At 70.4% G+C, this 16,065-nt stretch carries 13 protein-coding genes, 4 tRNA genes and 1 other RNA gene; 13 read left to right on the top strand and 5 right to left on the bottom strand.

The window, feature by feature from the left end:
* The first annotated feature begins 2 nt into the window (after nt 1-2).
* From ACFYMC_RS13250 to ACFYMC_RS13220, 7 genes are all read left to right on the top strand, one after another.
* Nucleotides 3-197, top strand: coding sequence for a hypothetical protein (locus ACFYMC_RS13250; RefSeq protein WP_376641185.1), 195 nt, complete (start codon nt 3-5; stop codon nt 195-197).
* Between the two features lie 14 nt (nt 198-211).
* Nucleotides 212-655, top strand: coding sequence for a hypothetical protein (locus tag ACFYMC_RS13245; protein WP_388523228.1), 444 nt, complete (start codon nt 212-214; stop codon nt 653-655).
* A gap of 12 nt (nt 656-667) precedes the next feature.
* Entirely contained in the window at nt 668-1,156 is a 489-nt protein-coding gene (locus tag ACFYMC_RS13240) for a hypothetical protein (protein ID WP_388523225.1), read from the top strand.
* 88 nt (nt 1,157-1,244) lie between these two features.
* Nucleotides 1,245-2,102: a bifunctional DNA primase/polymerase gene (locus tag ACFYMC_RS13235; protein ID WP_388523222.1), complete on the top strand. Its 858-nt coding sequence runs from the start codon at nt 1,245-1,247 to the stop codon at nt 2,100-2,102.
* A 2-nt stretch (nt 2,103-2,104) separates the two neighbouring features.
* A complete protein-coding gene (locus tag ACFYMC_RS13230) occupies nt 2,105-3,580 on the top strand; it encodes an ATP-binding protein (RefSeq protein ID WP_388523219.1) in 1,476 nt (491 codons plus the stop codon).
* 486 nt (nt 3,581-4,066) lie between these two features.
* Nucleotides 4,067-4,300 carry a helix-turn-helix domain-containing protein gene (locus ACFYMC_RS13225; RefSeq protein ID WP_366259378.1) on the top strand — a complete coding sequence of 78 codons (234 nt, stop codon included), beginning with the start codon at nt 4,067-4,069 and terminating at the stop codon, nt 4,298-4,300.
* Between the two features lie 76 nt (nt 4,301-4,376).
* Nucleotides 4,377-5,663 (top strand): tyrosine-type recombinase/integrase, encoded by a 1,287-nt coding sequence (locus tag ACFYMC_RS13220; protein WP_388523216.1) that lies wholly within the window; start codon nt 4,377-4,379, stop codon nt 5,661-5,663.
* Between the two features lie 145 nt (nt 5,664-5,808).
* Here ACFYMC_RS13220 and ACFYMC_RS13215 read toward each other — a convergent pair.
* Nucleotides 5,809-5,896: transfer RNA gene (locus ACFYMC_RS13215), tRNA-Ser, on the bottom strand.
* Between the two features lie 72 nt (nt 5,897-5,968).
* On the opposite strand from ACFYMC_RS13215, the gene ffs reads away from it, so the two are divergent.
* From ffs to ACFYMC_RS13185, 6 genes are all read left to right on the top strand, one after another.
* Nucleotides 5,969-6,067, top strand: an RNA gene (gene ffs / locus ACFYMC_RS13210) — signal recognition particle sRNA small type.
* Nucleotides 6,068-6,134: 67 nt separating this feature from the next.
* Complete coding sequence (locus tag ACFYMC_RS13205; RefSeq protein ID WP_388523213.1) at nt 6,135-8,315, top strand: DNA polymerase III subunit gamma and tau; 2,181 nt, start codon at nt 6,135-6,137, stop codon at nt 8,313-8,315.
* Nucleotides 8,316-8,375: 60 nt separating this feature from the next.
* On the top strand, nt 8,376-9,629 hold the full coding sequence (gene purD / locus ACFYMC_RS13200; RefSeq protein WP_388523210.1) for a phosphoribosylamine--glycine ligase: 1,254 nt from the start codon (nt 8,376-8,378) through the stop codon (nt 9,627-9,629).
* A gap of 558 nt (nt 9,630-10,187) precedes the next feature.
* The gene (locus ACFYMC_RS13195) at nt 10,188-12,005 is read left to right on the top strand and encodes a hypothetical protein (protein WP_388523451.1); all 1,818 of its coding nucleotides are present in this window, start codon (nt 10,188-10,190) and stop codon (nt 12,003-12,005) included.
* 203 nt (nt 12,006-12,208) lie between these two features.
* Nucleotides 12,209-13,705: a N,N-dimethylformamidase beta subunit family domain-containing protein gene (locus ACFYMC_RS13190; protein WP_388523208.1), complete on the top strand. Its 1,497-nt coding sequence runs from the start codon at nt 12,209-12,211 to the stop codon at nt 13,703-13,705.
* Between the two features lie 106 nt (nt 13,706-13,811).
* Nucleotides 13,812-14,726 (top strand): phosphoribosylaminoimidazolesuccinocarboxamide synthase, encoded by a 915-nt coding sequence (locus tag ACFYMC_RS13185; RefSeq protein WP_388523205.1) that lies wholly within the window; start codon nt 13,812-13,814, stop codon nt 14,724-14,726.
* 83 nt (nt 14,727-14,809) lie between these two features.
* Here the strand turns inward: ACFYMC_RS13185 and ACFYMC_RS13180 are convergent.
* The 4 genes from ACFYMC_RS13180 to ACFYMC_RS13165 form a co-directional block, all read right to left on the bottom strand.
* Nucleotides 14,810-14,882: transfer RNA gene (locus tag ACFYMC_RS13180), tRNA-Gly, on the bottom strand.
* 313 nt (nt 14,883-15,195) lie between these two features.
* Nucleotides 15,196-15,268, bottom strand: a tRNA-Gly gene (locus tag ACFYMC_RS13175).
* Nucleotides 15,269-15,347: 79 nt separating this feature from the next.
* Nucleotides 15,348-15,419: transfer RNA gene (locus ACFYMC_RS13170), tRNA-Gly, on the bottom strand.
* 88 nt (nt 15,420-15,507) lie between these two features.
* Nucleotides 15,508-15,825 carry an Lsr2 family protein gene (locus tag ACFYMC_RS13165; RefSeq protein ID WP_388523202.1) on the bottom strand — a complete coding sequence of 106 codons (318 nt, stop codon included), beginning with the start codon at nt 15,823-15,825 and terminating at the stop codon, nt 15,508-15,510.
* Between the last annotated feature and the right edge of the window lie 240 nt (nt 15,826-16,065).

Below are 16,065 nucleotides of genomic sequence, written 5' to 3'. Positions count from 1 at the left end.
CCGTGGCGGTCAACCTCTCCGCGATCCTCCTGTTCGGCATCGCGGCCGTCTTCATCGTCAGGGCCAAGGCCGGAGGTATCGGGCCCGCCATCGTCCTGTTCCTGCTCGGCTTCTTCACCGCCGGAACCGGCGCGGACGAGCCGATCCGCAGCCTGTGCGCCTCCGTCTTCAACTTCCTCGCCAGCCTGCGCCCCTGACAGGAGACCCCGCCGTGAACCAGCCCACCCCCTACCGTCCGACCGAGACGGCCGGCACGGTCCACTACCCCACCCCGATCCCGGCCCCGGCGCCGATCGTGCCCGTCCAGCCGGGACAGATCCCCGCCGTCCAGAGCATCGTCCTGCCCGACGGGCGCGTCGTCACCGGCTACGCCATCGACGCGGCCAAGCCCGAACCGGTCGCCGCGAAGCCGCCCGTCTCGCGGGCCGCAGTGAACATCGCGCTCGGGGGCGTCGGCTTCGCCGCCGTGTGCGGCGGACTGCTGATGCTCACCACGTTCATCGCCGCCCTCACCGCGCTCATCACCCAGCTCATCATCCTCGCCGCCGTCATCTTCGGCGGCTTCATCGCCGTCCAGCTCTTCGCCGGATCGCGCGGCACGACCACGGTCAACATCCGCAAGGCCGTCATCAAGCGCAACCACTTCCACACCTGACAGGGGCACGCCATGAATCACCCCCAGAGCCCGGTAGCGCTGGCCGACCAGGCCGCCGAGGCCGTCCGCGCCATCAACCACACCACCCGCACGCCCGGGACGGACTGGCAGTACCCCAGCGACGCCTACAGCCTGATCGGGAACCTCGCGCACCTGTCCCGCATGCTGCCCCAGGCCATCACCCAGGCGCTTCAGCCCGTGACCGACGCGCACACGGCCGGGCGGCTCACCGTGGACGGCGGCAAGGACCCCGACCAGGCCGCATCCACTGCCGTCCAGACGGCGCGCGTCGCCATCGGCCGCGCCCAGCGTCTCGCCGAAGCCCTCGACCAGGTCCACTCAGCCCTCAGCCCGCTCGGCTACGACACCAGCGACGACGGAGACGAGTTCGCCGACTGCCCCCAGTGCGCGGCGGAGGACGACGACGGCGAGGTCTACCCGCACTGCTGCGGGTGCGGCGCCGACGGCAGCGGCGAACGCCCCGACTGCACCTGCGCCTAGCTGCGCCCGGGGCGGGCGCCATCTCTTCCACAAGCCGCGCCCGCCCCGGGTTCTCCCATCCCTCCAAGAGAGCAGGAGAAACCCCAGCATGACCCATCCCGCCCTGATCCGGCGAGACCACCTCAGCACCGCCCTGCGACTCGCGGCCGACGGCCTGCCCGTCCTGCCGCTGCGCCGGGGCAAGGTGCCCTTCGCCAACTGCCCCGCCTGCCTGTACACCGCGTGCGGCGGACGTCCCCACATGAAGACCCCCGGCCCCTGCACCTGCCCGCACCCGTGCCACGGCTGGGCCGCCGCCACCACCGACCCGTGGACCCTCAACTCCCCCCAGTGGGCGGCAGCGTGGCGGGACGCGGCGGCGGTCGCCTACCACCCGGGCGGCGCGGGCCTGACCGTCGTCGACCTCGACCACGCCGACGCCGTCACCTGGGCCCGCGCCACCCTGCCGGCCACCCGCACCGTGGTGACAACGCGCGGACAGCACTGGATCTACCAGGGCGTCATGACCTCCGCGAACGGCGTGCGCGACGGCGTCGACATCAAGTCGACGATGGCCTACGCCCGCTGGCGAGGCCCCGGCACCGGAACCCTCACCCAGCTCCCCGACTCCGTGCGGGCGCTGACCGTGAAGGCTCCCACCGTCTACCAGGCCCCGTGCATCGACGCGCTCCCCGCACGAGCTGCAGAGGGCGCATGCCCGCATCGCACGCCCGCGTTCCTGGAACGCGGCATCGCCATGGCCGTGGAGCGCATCAACGGGGCGTCCAGCGGCATCCACGCGGCCGTGTATGCCACGTTCCTGGCCGTGCTCTCGACGCACGGTCGGTGCGGCTGCCTCACCGAGGACCACACGGCGCGGCTGTTCGCCGCCGCGCAGGCCAAGGGCGAGAGCCCCCGGCACTGCGCCGACGCCTGGGCCAACGCCCGCACGAGGTTGGGACTGTAGCCATGTCCGAGGACGACAAGACCCCGGCCCGCGAAATCATCGCCGAGTACGCACAGGAGCGGTTCCGCTACTTCCGCACCGCCGACGGCACCGTGTACGCGCAGAAGAACGGCCACCCCGTGGCCCGCCCCATCCGCTCCCAGGGCACGACGGGGAGCCACCGCCAGGAACTCATGGTCGGCCTGTTCAAAGACGGCGTCGGCGTGTTCAACGGCACCGCCCTCAAGGAGGCGCTGGACTTAATCGAAGCACTCGCACTCAACGAGACCACCCAGAGCGTGCACATCCGCGTCGCCCCCGGCTTCGACGGCGCTACCTGGCTGGACCTCGGCCGCAGCGACGGCCAGTCGGTGCGCATCCACCCCACCGGATGGGACATCCGCGTCCCCGACCCGCGTGAGGTGTGCTGGCGCCGCACCCAGCTCACCGGCGAACTCCCCCTGCCGGAGAAGAACACCGACGGCAAGGGCATCGACCTGCTGTTCCGCCTATGCAACTTCGTCAACGCCGAAACCGAATGCCTGGCCATGGCCTGGCTGGTCGGCTGCCTGGAACCGTCCGTCCCCGTCCCCGCCCCGTTCCTGACCGGACCGCAGGGCGCGGGCAAGTCGACGGCCGGCCGGATGCTCATCCGCATCATCGAGGGCATGAGCAGCGACCTGCGCCGCGCCCCGAAGGACGAGGACAACCTGATCGCGGCCGTCGCCGCGGGATGGGTCACCGCCCTGGACAACCTCTCCCACATGACCCCGGACCTGTCCGACGCCATGTGCTGCATCGTCACAGGCGCCGAGTCCGTCAAGCGGGCCCTGTTCACCGACGGAGATGTCTTCCGCGCCCGCTACCGCCGCCCGCTCCTGCTGACCGGTATCGACGTGGGTGTCATCCGCCCGGACCTCGCCGAACGTCTCCTGCCGCTCCGGCTGGAACGGCCGAAGGTGCGGCGCACCGAGGCGGAGCTGTGGACGGAGTACGCGCAAGTCCTGCCCGTCGTGCTCGGCTCGCTGCTCGACCTGACCGTCAAGGTCCGCGCTGCGTCGGCGGAGACGCCGACGGATCTGCGCATGGCGGACTTCGCGCACCTGTGCGCGCAGCTCGACACCGCGATGGGTCTCGGAGCGCTGCCCGCCTACCGGGCCGGACTCGACGACCTCAACGACGACGTCATCGAGGGCGACCTCCTCGCGCAGACCGTGCTTCAGTACGCGGCCGACATGCAGCCCGGGGAGCAACAGCGGATGACTTCCGCAGAGTGGCTGCACCTCCTGACGCGGCTGTACAGCGGCGAGGACTGCCGTCCCCTGCCTAAAGGGTGGCCGACGACCGGAAAGGTCCTCTCCGACCGCCTCAAGCGGCTTCAGCCCACCCTCGCGGCGCGCGGCCTGAACGTCGACTGGGGACGCACCCGCGAGGCCCGCTACATCGAGCTGACCGAGCCCGCCCCGGCACCCGTACCGCAACAGGGCACCGCGTTCTGACGCAAGGTCACCGCACAACAGCAAGAGGAGCACCGGGGCCGACACCGCGCAGGGTGCTCCTCTTGCTGTTCGGTGCGCAGCACCTTGCCGAAGGACGTGCCGCGAAGCGGCTCCTTCTTCATGTCCTGAGCTGCGCACAACAACAGACACCACCCCCTCTCTTTTCCTAAGTGGGAAGACTCTGCGTCACCTGCGTCACTGCCGACGGAAACCGGCCCCTGACCTGCCAGAACAGGCGTGACGCAGAACCGATCGGCTGCGTCATCGTGCGTCACCTGCGTCACGCCCCGTGTCACAGACGACGAAGCCGTGACGCACCGGTGACGCACCCCATCCACGGCGCGTCACGCAAACGCACAGGTCAAAGGCGTAAATGACGCACGTGACGCCGTGACGCAGAAATCCGAACCTCGGACACACGCGGACTCCTGCGCCCTAGACACCGCCACGACTCCCCGACGGGACCGTCCCAGAGGAGACCATTCCGTGAGCATCGCCACCGTGGACATCGCACCACTCGCCGAGGCTGCCGACCCGGCCCCCGTTCTCCTGACCGTCGAAGAAGCCGCCCGCTGCCTCCGCATCGGCCGGACCACCTGCTACGCCCTCATCCGCACCGGAGAGCTGGAGTCCCTGACCATCGGCGGACTCCGGCGCGTCCCCGCCGACGCCCCCGCCGCCTACCTCGCGCATCGCCGCGCTGAGCAGCGCGCCGCCTGATCACCTCACGCCGGGGCGCCACCTCACGGGGTGGCGCCCCGGCCGCATTCCCGCCCCAACCCGAAGGAGCCCGCCAGTGGCGGAAGACAAGAAGCGAACGCGGCAGCCCAACGGGGCGTCGTCCATCTACCTGGGCAAGGACGGAAAGTGGCACGGCCGTGTCACGGTCGGAGTCCGCCCCGACGGCAAGCCCGACCGCCGCCACATCGAGCGCAAGACTCGGGCCGAAGTCACCGAAGCCGTACGTGAGTTGGAGCGGCAGCGCAAGGCCGGGACCGTACGAAAGACGGGGCAACAGTGGACCGTCAAGACGTGGCTTGAGCACTGGGTGACCAACATCGCCAAGAAGTACGTCAGCGAGAACAGCTACGACGGCTACGAGGTGGACGTGAGGGTCCACCTCGTTCCCGGCATCGGGGCCCACAAGCTTGAGCGGTTGGAGCCGGAGCACCTGGAGGAGTTCTACGAGCGGATGCAGAAGAACGGCAGCGCTGCCGGGACCGCTCATCACGTCCACCGAACCATCCGGGTCGCGCTCAGCGAAGCGGTCCGACGCGGGCACGTCGCGAAGAACGTCGCTGAGATCGCGAAGGCCCCGCGGCTCGAAGAGGAGGAGATCGAGCCGTACAGCATCGAGGAGATTCAGAGTCTCCTCGTGAAGGCGTCGAAGCTCCGCAACAGCGCACGCTGGGTCATCGCCTTGGCGCTCGGGCTGCGCCAGGGCGAGGCTCTCGGGCTCATGTGGGAAGACGTCTACCTGGACGCCGGGTACATCCGCATCCGGAAGAACCGGCTACGGCCGAAGTACGAGCACGGGTGCGGCGGCACCTGTGGTCGAAAGGCTGGCTACTGCCGGGACCGCCGGCAGATCCGGCGGGAGTTCAAGAACACCAAGTCCCGCGCCGGCCGACGCACCATCGGGCTTCCGGGCCCGCTCATCAAGCTGCTCATCAAGCATAGGGAGGAACAGGCTCGGGAACGGCAGCAAGCCGGAGAGCTGTGGGAGGACAAGGGGTACGTCTTCGCGCAGCCGACGGGCGGCCCGCTCATCCCGAACACCGACTACCACCAGTGGAAGCAGCTACTGGAGGACGCGGGCGTGCGAGACGGGCGGCTGCATGATGCCCGGCACACCGCTGGGACCGTGCTCCTCCTGCTCGGGGTTCCTGACGTGATCGTGGACGCCATCATGGGATGGGAGCCGGGAGGCTCGGCACGGATGCGGGCCCGCTATATGCACATCACCGGCCCGATGCTGAAGAACGTCGCCAAGCAGGTCGGTGACGCCCTCTGGGGGGTGGTCGAGGCGGTGGACGGGGAGGCCGGACAAGGCTCGGAAAAGGGGTCCGCAGACCCCAACTGAGACGGAAACTGAGACGGAAGATCACAAGGGGCTGCCGCTACGCAGTTCGCGCGGCCCGAGCGTGCCAACTCAGCCCAGACAACGTCGAAGGCCCTGACCTGCAAGAAGCGGGTCAGGGCCTTCGACATCGTGCCCGGTGAGGCACTGGCGGAGGATACGAGATTCGAACTCGTGAGGGGTTGCCCCCAACACGCTTTCCAAGCGTGCGCCCTAGGCCTCTAGGCGAATCCTCCGCGGCAAACAATACAAGACGTTGGGGAGTGCTAGCGAACTCGATCCCCGGGCGTTCCATCCGCTACTCTGGGGCCAGCCCCTCACGTGGCGCTATCTCACTGAACTCCCCCAGGGCCGGAAGGCAGCAAGGGTAAGTGGGCTCTGGCGGGTGCGTGGGGGGCGCTTTGCGTTCGGGGGGTGTGCGCGGGGGAGCCGTGCGGGCTCCGGTTGTCGGTGGGCCCGGATAACCTCGTAGACGTGTCGTCCCTTGCGCTGTACCGCCGCTACCGCCCCGAGTCGTTCGCCGAGGTCATTGGGCAGGAGCATGTCACTGCTCCGCTGATGCAGGCCCTGCGGAACAACCGGGTCAATCATGCGTATCTGTTCAGCGGGCCGCGCGGATGCGGCAAGACGACCAGCGCCCGCATCCTGGCGCGCTGCCTGAACTGCGAGCAGGGCCCCACCCCCACCCCCTGCGGCTCCTGTCAGTCCTGCCAGGACCTGGCGCGCAACGGCCGCGGCTCGATCGACGTGATCGAGATCGACGCGGCCTCGCACGGTGGTGTGGACGACGCCCGGGACCTGCGGGAGAAGGCGTTCTTCGGCCCGGCGTCCAGCCGGTACAAGATCTACATCATCGACGAAGCCCACATGGTCACGTCGGCGGGCTTCAACGCCTTGCTGAAGGTGGTCGAAGAGCCCCCGGAGCACCTGAAGTTCATCTTCGCGACGACCGAGCCGGAGAAGGTCATCGGCACGATCCGGTCGCGCACCCACCACTACCCCTTCCGGCTGGTCCCGCCGAGCACCCTGCGCGACTACCTGGGCGAGGTCTGCGGCCGTGAGGGCATTCCGGTGGAAGAAGGCGTGCTGCCATTGGTGGTGAGGGCGGGCGCGGGGTCGGTTCGTGACTCGATGTCCGTGATGGACCAACTGCTGGCCGGGGCCGCCGAAGACGGTGTGACGTACGCCATGGCGACCGCCCTCCTGGGCTATACGGACGGCTCCTTGCTGGACGCCGTGGTGGACGCCTTCGCGGCCGGTGACGGGGCGGCGGCCTTCGAAGTCGTCGACCGGGTCATCGAGGGGGGCAACGACCCCCGCCGGTTCGTCGCGGACCTGCTGGAGCGGCTGCGTGACCTGGTGATCCTCGCTGCCGTGCCCGATGCGGGGGAGAAGGGCCTGATCGATGCCCCCGCCGACGTGGTGGAGCGGATGCAGGCCCAGGCTTCGGTGTTCGGGGCCGCCGAGTTGAGTCGGGCGGCCGATCTGGTCAACACGGGGCTGACGGAGATGCGCGGGGCCACCTCGCCGCGCCTCCAACTGGAGCTGATCTGCGCGCGGGTGCTGCTGCCTGCCGCCTTCGACGACGAGCGTTCCGTGCAGGCCCGGCTGGACCGCTTGGAGCGGGGCGGTGCCGTCTTCGCGGCTCCTGCGGCCCTGCCGGCGATGGGATACGAGCCCGGTCCCCAGGCGCATCCGGTGGCCCCGGGCGGTGGCGTGGCCGCCGCTCGTGCCGCCGTGCGCCCGCCGGTGGCTCCTGCCCAAGCCTCCGCCGAGCCCCCGGCGCCTCCCGTTCCGGCCCCCGCTCAGTCCCCCGCCCCGGCTCCTGCGCCCGTCGCCCCGGAGGCCACTGCTCCGCCGGTTCCTCCCGCGGCGCGGCCGGTCGCCGGCTCCGTCCCGGGGGCGTGGCCCAGCGCCGTACAGCCGGGATCCGGGCACCCCCCGCAGCAGCCCCCCGAGCCCGCCCCGCCCCAGCAGTCCCCGCAGCCAGGCGCCTGGCCCGGCGCTGGCCAGCCGGCGGCCCGGGGCGCTGCCGCGGTTCCCCCTCCGCCGGCTACCCAGCCAGCGGCCCCCACTTCGGTCCCGGCCTCGCCGGGGATGGCGCAGGGTGCCGGGCAGGTGCAGGCGATGTGGCCGAGCGTGCTGGAGGCGGTGAAGAACCGCCGTCGGTTCACCTGGATCCTGCTGAGCCAGAACGCGCAGGTGAAGGGGTTCGACGGGAGCACCCTCCAGCTCGGTTTCCCCAATGCGGGGGCCCGGGACAATTTCGCCAGCAGCGGCAGCGAGGACGTTCTGAAGCAGGTGCTGGCGGAGCAGTTCCAGGTGCACTGGAAGATCGAGGCGGTGGTGGACGCCGGCGGGGGCCCTGCTGTCGGTGGGTCGGGGCAGCCGGCCGCGGCTGGGTTCGCGGCCCCGAGGCCCGCTCCGTCCCCGCCCCCACCGCCGGCCCCCGCGTACACCCCGCAGCCTGCTCCGCAGCCCGCCGCGCCTCCCGCGCCCGCTCCGCAGCCGCCTCCCGAGCGGCCCGCGGTGGCGCTGGAGGACGATATGCCCGAAGAGGATGATCCGGACCTCGTCGACTCCGCCCTGACCGGCCACGACCTCATCGTGCGCGAGCTCGGGGCGACGGTCGTGGAGGAATATACGAACGAGTAGCGGGCAGCGCTTCGGGTGCCCGCACAAAGGGTGCCGAGCCGAGCGGGCTAGGCTGCACCCGTGAAGGTCCTCGTCATCGGCGGCGGCGCCCGCGAACATGCCCTGTGCCGCTCTCTTTCTCTCGACCCCGACGTCACCGCGCTCCACTGCGCCCCGGGCAACGCCGGGATCGCAGAGGTGGCGGAACTGCACCGGGTGGATGCCCTCGACGGCGCAGCCGTGGCTGAGCTCGCCAGTGGGCTGAACGCCGATCTTGTGGTGATCGGTCCCGAAGCACCGCTGGTCGCCGGGGTTGCCGACGCGGTGCGTGCGGCAGGCGTCCCCGTGTTCGGCCCGTCCGCGCAGGCCGCTCGTCTGGAGGGCTCCAAGGCCTTCGCCAAGGACGTGATGGCCGGGGCGAACGTGCCTACGGCCCGCAGTTACGTCTGTACGACGGCGGAGGAGATCGAGGCGGCGCTCGCTGCCTTCGGCGCTCCTTACGTGGTCAAGGACGATGGTCTGGCCGCCGGCAAGGGCGTGGTCGTGACCGACGACGTGGCTGAAGCCCGCGCCCACGCGTTGGCCTGCGAGCGGGTGGTGATCGAGGAGTACCTGGATGGCCCGGAGGTCTCGCTCTTCGCGATCACTGATGGTGTCACCGTCCTCCCGCTCCAGCCGGCCCAGGACTTCAAGCGCGCGCTGGACGGCGACGAGGGTCCGAACACCGGTGGCATGGGCGCCTATTCGCCGCTGCCCTGGTCGGACCCCCGGCTGGTCGAGGAGGTCATGGACTCGGTGCTCCAGCCGACCGTGGACGAACTGCGGCGGCGCGGCACCCCCTTCTCCGGTCTGCTGTACGCGGGTTTGGCGATCACCAGCCGAGGAGTCCGGGTGATCGAGTTCAACGCTCGCTTCGGCGACCCCGAGACCCAGGTGGTGCTGGCGCGGCTGCGTACTCCGCTCGCCGGAGTCCTGTTGAACGCTGCTCGGGGCACCCTCGACGCACAGCCGCCGTTGGTCTGGCGGAACGAGGCCGCAGTCACGGTCGTCATCGCGTCCCACAACTACCCGGGGCCGCCGCGTACCGGGGATCCGATCGAGGGGCTGGCGGAGGTCGCGGCCAAGGACGCCCCGTACGCCTATGTCCTGCACGCCGGTACCCGGTACGAGGGCGAGGCGGTCGTGAGCGCCGGGGGGCGGGTGCTGTCGGTGACGGCTACCGGTGCGGATCTGGCCCAGGCGCGCGAACGGGCGTACAGCGCCGTGGAGCGGATTCGGCTTGACGGTGCGCAGCACCGCACCGATATCGCGGCGAAGGCGGCTGCGGGGCTCTGACCCGGGGCTCCTTTTCGGGGCCGGGGCCCGCGGGCTGACGGAGCGCGCCCCCGGCCGCCGTCCCGGCGCCACAACCATTCGGATGGCCCAATACGGTTGGTTTTTCCGGGCCCGGACCGGGGATCACCGGTGCCTCGGGCACATCGGAGCGGCGTGGATGACTCGGGCCTGGGTGCCGCACGGGCCCGGGCCCTTCAACGGGAGCGTTGGGGATTCGGTGTTCGGGCCGGGTGCGTGAGAAATCCGCACCCGGCCCTTCGTGCTTGTGCCGGGGAGTGTCCGAGGGAGCAGGCAGCGGATCCTCCCCAACCCCTGAGGAGCCGGTTGCATCCGGCCAAGTGCTCCCGCATCCACCTTTACCCAAGGGCATTCCATCGGGTGACCGCTCGGCCATCCGGCTGACGCGGGTCCATGCCCCAACTAGGGTGCGGCGCAAGCGTTCCGGCACTCGGCCCACCGGCATTGCGATGTCCGGGGCGGGTGTCACAGTGGGGGAATGAGCAAAGCCGACGCAGGGCAGAGGGGGTGACACCGACCGTGTCCGGTACCGGTCTTGGCATGGAAGCGGGTGCGCAGGCGGCACGGGCCCGTGCCCTCGCGGTGCTACGGGTCCGCAGCACCGCGCTGGCTGCCGCGCTGCTGCCGGCGGCGGTGGCCGTCGTCTTGGCGGTGGGCGTCTTGACGGGAAGGTTGGCGGGTGGCGCCTGGTCCACGGCGACCGTGCTGGTCGGCGTGCTCGCGTTCGTGGTGCTGCTGCCAGCCCTGGTCTTCGCCGCGGTGGTGGCCCGTGCGCGGCCCGCGATGAGCCCGACCGTCCCGCTGACGGAGACCTCGGCGCCCGACCTCTACCGGCTGGTGCGAGATCTCGCGGACCGCCTGGAAGTGCCGGCGCCCTCCGCGATAGCGCTGACCCCGGACTGCGACAGCTGGTTGGAAGACCGCAGCCATCCGGCGCACCGTCGTGCGGCCCGGCGGTCCACGGGTGGCTCGGGTGCCCCCCGGCCAGCGGGCTCCAGGCCGCCGCAGCCGCTGGTGGGCGGGCCCGCTGGAGGTTCCGGCGAGGCGGCGGAGCCCGTCGCGCCGGTGCTGGTGATCGGCTCGCCCTTCCTGTGGTGGATGCGGGTGGCCGAGCTCCGGGCCGTGCTCGCCCCGGTCGTGGCCGGCACCGGGCCGTCCGTGCATCCGGACATAGCCGCGGCCCGCAGGTTCGTACGCGGCCTGGATGCGGCGGCGGCCATCGTGGACCGCTCCTCGGCGGGCCGGGTGCGGACCGTGGCGCTCGGCTGGATCGCCGCACTGGCCCGTTTGCTGCTGGAGCGCTGCCGCACCCATGTGGCCGAGATGGAGCGCGCAGTGGCCGCCGCCGCCTCCGAGCGGGCGCAGAGCGTGGACTACGGGCTGCGCATCGTGGCCCAGGAACAGGTCGGTCTCGCCTACGCCGGTTGGGACCGGCTGCTGACCCGGGTCGCGCTGCCCGCGTGGCGGATGGGGCGTTGGCCCTCCCGGCTGGACGCGGGAGTGGTGTCCGCGCTGACCGAGCTTTCCCGGCGGGATCGGCTCGCCGAGGGTTTCACTTCCCGTCTGGGCGAGCGCCCGGCGTGTGATCTCTTGGAGCAGCCCGGGGCGGTGGACGAGGCCGCCTCGTTGTTGGCCGCGCGGCTCTTCCACGGTGGTCCGACCGAGCCCGGCCCGCAGTGGTCCCCGGTGGACTGGCAGCAGTACCCGGAGGAAGTGGTGGACCGCAAGTGGCGTCTGGAGGCCGCCCGGCTGCTGCGTGCGTTGGACGCGATCGCCCCGCCCGAGCCGCCGCTGCCGTTGATCGCCGCGCCAGCGGCGGAACCCGACCTTGGGCCGCGCCCCGTTCCGCCCGTCGAGGACGGCGCGCCCGTGGCCGACCGGCACGGCGGCGACGCCGCTCGGCCGGTGCCGTCAGCAGCGGGGCCCGGTGGCCAGGGGCCGACTCTGGCCCGGGTGATGACCTACCTGGAGGGCGGCTGCACGGACACCCTGGCCGCGCGGATCAGCGCCGAGACGGCGAGGGACGAGGCGGTTTCGCCGGCGCCGGGTGCGCCGGGCGAGATGGGTGCCTCGGACGGGGGCGGTGTGCCGCTGTTCCCGCTACAGCCGCCGCGCACGGGCAGGGACCTGCTCGCGGACCACGTCACCGCCATGGTGTGCTGCGCCGCGGTGGACACCGCCGGTGCGGCTCCTGGCCTGGACTGGTTGGACGGCCCGGCCCTTCTGGTCGGTGGGGAGCGGCGCACCGATCTGGGCACTCGCGTGTTGACCCTGGTGGAGGACGGCGATCCGGAGCCCCTGCAGTCCTGGCTCAGCAGTCTCGGCGTGCGCCCCGAGAAACCGGTACGGCTGGTCTGAGCGGGGCGGGAGCCTGAGGCCGGGGCTTTCGCCGCTCCGTTCCACCGGCGGTGGTCCAGCCTGCTGGGTCGGCCCCGCCGGAGCCGGTTCCCGTGGCGCAGGGGGGCCGTCAAGCCAATTCGCGACGAACGGTAACGGGGTGCGCGCTTAATGTGATGTGCTGGTTTGAGGCTGGGCGGGGGAGTGGTGGGAGGGGGAGTCGAATGGGTGCGAAACAGATCCGGCGGTGGGAGTCGGGTGCCCTCGCGCACGCGGTGACGGATCCGTTCGGACAGGGCCCTCTGCCGTGGCTCCGCGGTGGTGAGCACTACTTCGGGGACACCGGCCAGGTCGTGCCCTGGTACGTGGACCCGGTTCTGCCCGCGCTCGGAGCCGACCATCCGGGAGCGGTGCCCCGGCCACGCCGCACCGGCGTTCCGCGGACCGCGGACGATGTGCACCGTCAGATCAAGGGCTTCGCTTCCACCGGTGCGGTGGCTCCTGGCGATGCCATTGACTTCCACATCACGGTGGACCCACCGCAGGAGTTCTCGGTGGACGTCTACCGGATCGGTCACTACGGCGGTGACGGCGCCGCCCAGATCACCACGAGCCCCCGGTTGCCCGGCATCGTCCAGCCGGCTCCGCTCACCGCGGACCGGACGGTCTCCTGCCATCACTGGTGGCTGTCCTGGCGGCTCCAGGTCCCCTCGTACTGGCAGGTCGGCGCCTATGTCGCGGTGTTGACCACGGTGGACGGCTACCGTTCGCACGTTCCTTTCACCGTTCGCGACGATCAGCGAGCGGATCTGCTGCTGCTGCTTCCGGACGTGACCTGGCAGGCGTACAACCTCTATCCGGAGGACGGCCGTACCGGCGCCAGTCTCTACCACGCCTGGGACGAGCAGGGGCGGCTGCTCGGGGAGCAGGACGCGGCGATCACGGTCTCCTTCGACCGCCCGTACGCGGGTGCTGGTCTGCCGCTGCACGTCGGCCACGCCTATGACTTCATCCGGTGGGCGGAACGGTACGGCTATGACCTGGCCTACGCGGATATCCGCGATCTCCATGCGGGCCGAGTAGATCCCGGCCAGTACCGCGGGCTGGTCTTCCCCGGCCACGACGAGTACTGGTCGGTGCAGATGCGCCGTGCCGTCGAACTCGCTCGCGACCAGGGCACTTCGCTGGTCTTCCTGTCCGCGAACACCCTCTACTGGCAGGTGGAGCTGGGCCCTTCGCCCTCGGGCGTACCCGATCGGCTGCTGACCTGCCGCAAGCGTCGCGGTCCGGGGCGTTCGGCGCTGTGGCGGGAGGCCGACCGGCCGGAGCAGCAGCTGCTGGGCATCCAGTACGCCGGGCGGGTGCCCGAGCCCCGACCGTTGATCGTGCGCAACGCGGGCCACTGGCTGTGGGATGCCACCGGAGCCGTCGAGGGGGACGAGATCGACGGGTTGGTGGCGGGCGAGGCGGACCGGTACTTTCCGCGCACGGCGCTCCCGGAGCACCGGGGGCGGATCCTGCTGGCCCATTCCCCCTACCGGGACGGTGGTGGTGTGAAGCGCCACCAGGAGACCTCGCTCTATCAGGCGCCCAGCGGTGCCTGGGTGTTCGCCTCCGGCACCTTCGCCTGGTCTCCGGCCCTCGACCGGCCCGGTCATGTGGACGAGCGGGTCCAGCGAGCCACCGCCAACCTGCTGGACCGTATCTGCAAGCGCGACTGAACGGAGCCGCGCGGGGGTCCGCTGTCGCCGCGGCCACCCCCTGAGCGGCGGTTTCCCCGGCGTGCGGGAGAATCGAGGGGCTCATACGGAACCACAAGGAGAGACCGTGTCCGGATTCGTCGAAAAGCCCGAGCCGGTTCAGGTGCCGGGGCTGGTCCATCTCCACACCGGCAAGGTGCGGGAGCTGTACCGCAACGAAGCGGGTGACCTCGTGATGGTCGCCAGTGACCGAATCTCCGCCTACGACTGGGTGCTGCCCTCCGAGATTCCCGACAAGGGTCGGGTGCTCACCCAGCTCTCGCTGTGGTGGTTCGACCAGCTCACGGATCTGGTACCGAACCACGTCATCAGTACGGAGCTGCCTTCCGGAGCCCCGGCCGACTGGGCGGGTCGCACCCTCGTCTGCAAGTCCCTGGACATGGTTCCGGTGGAATGCGTGGCCCGCGGCTATCTGGCCGGCTCCGGCCTCGCCGAGTACCAGGAGAACCGCACGGTCTGCGGTATCGGCCTGCCGGAGGGGCTGAGCGACGGTTCGGAGCTTCCCGCTCCGATCTTCACCCCTGCGACCAAGGCGGCCGTGGGAGAGCACGACGAGAACGTCAGCTACGAGGAGGTCGCCCACCAGGTGGGTGCCGAGACGGCGGCGCTGCTGCGCCAGACCACCCTCGCCGTCTACGGACGGGCCCGGGACATCGCCCGTGAGCGCGGGATCATCCTGGCGGACACCAAGTTCGAGTTCGGTTTCGCCTCCGACGGTGCGGGTGGGCGCACGCTCGTCGCCGCTGACGAGGTGCTTACTCCGGACTCCTCGCGCTTCTGGCCGGCCACTTCCTGGGAGCCGGGCCACCCGCAGCCTTCGTTCGACAAGCAGTACGTGCGGGACTGGTTGACTTCTGCCGCCTCCGGCTGGGACCGCAAGAGCGAGCAGCCGCCCCCGGCGCTGCCTCAGGAGGTCGTGGACGCCACGCGTGCGAAGTACATCGAGGCCTTCGAGGTGCTCACCGGTACGCGCTGGAGCTGACGGGGTCGGTGCCGTCCGGAGCCGCGGACCTCCCGAAACACGCAGAAGGCCCCGGTCACGATGACCGGGGCCTTCTGGCGAAGAGCGGACGACGAGATTCGAACTCGCGACCCTCACCTTGGCAAGGTGATGCTCTACCAACTGAGCCACGTCCGCATGCGCCGTAGCGCGGGACCCACTATACCCAACCGGTGGACGGTGGGGAGCACCCGTTTCCGGTGGGCCGGTGGCGATCGTGGGCGGCTTTCCGGAGGGGCGGGGGCAGGGGTCGAACGCTGATCTCGGCCGTACCCGGGGCCGTTCCTCCCCGGGCGGGTGGTGCGGGGGCGGCTCAGGCGGAGCGGGTCCGACGGTGGAGGCGTGGCGATGGTCACATGGTTCGGGCGGTGGTCCCGTGCGAAACCGGTGGCAGCGGCCCTATCGGGGGAACGAAAAGGACCCCGATCTCTGATCGGGGTCCTTCCACAAGAGCGGACGACGAGATTCGAACTCGCGACCCTCACCTTGGCAAGGTGATGCTCTACCAACTGAGCCACGTCCGCATGCCTCCGACCAGCTCTCACTGGACGGTGCGAGCACTACTCTACCTGATCCACTGAAGTGGTCCGATAAGTGATGCAGAGCGGGTGACAGGAATTGCACACTGCGCCTTCCCCCTGGAAGGGGGATGTTCTGCTACTGAACTACACCCGCACGACTTCGGGGTTGTGGCTGTTCGGCCTGGCCCCTCGGCGTGATCCACACACTAGCGGAAGGGGTGGGGTGGATGGCAAATCGGCTCTCAGTGGGCCTCGTTGTACGCCTCGTAGACCTTCTTCGGGATCCGCCCACGGGAGGGGACGTCCACCTGGTTCGACAGGGCCCAGGCCCGCACCACGGCCGGGTCGGGGGCCAGGGACGTGTGCTTGAAGGCCTTCCCGGAGCGGGCCTGGCGACGACCGGCCGTCACGTAAGGCTCCAGGCCCTTCCGTAGTTTCTTTGCATTGGCAAGATTGAGGTCGATCTCGTAGGTCTTGCCGTCCAGGCCGAAGACAACCGTTTCCGCTGCTTCTCCGCCATCGATGTCATCGGAGATGGTGACTACAACTCGCTGCGCCACGGATATCGGTCCCTTCGCGCGACCTCTCCGCCTCGTCCGGCCTCCCGGCTTGGTGTCCGGAAGCCCTTCTGACATGCGGTGATGTCGAAAGTGTGGATGTTTCGTCACAATGCGACTTTCTCAGGGATTCCCTGAGGAATCCTTTGTACCGCGATAGTCGACTCATTGTGAAGCCCAGTTAATTCTGTCGCGTGTCACGCCGCAATGCCGAGCACGGGGTTTTCTGGGTGATTTTGCGTG

Origin of the sequence: Streptomyces sp. NPDC006879 (assembly GCF_042869595.1) — a bacterium.
Classification (GTDB): Bacteria; Actinomycetota; Actinomycetes; order Streptomycetales; family Streptomycetaceae; genus Streptomyces.
This window is presented reverse-complemented; position numbering and strand designations above follow the sequence as displayed.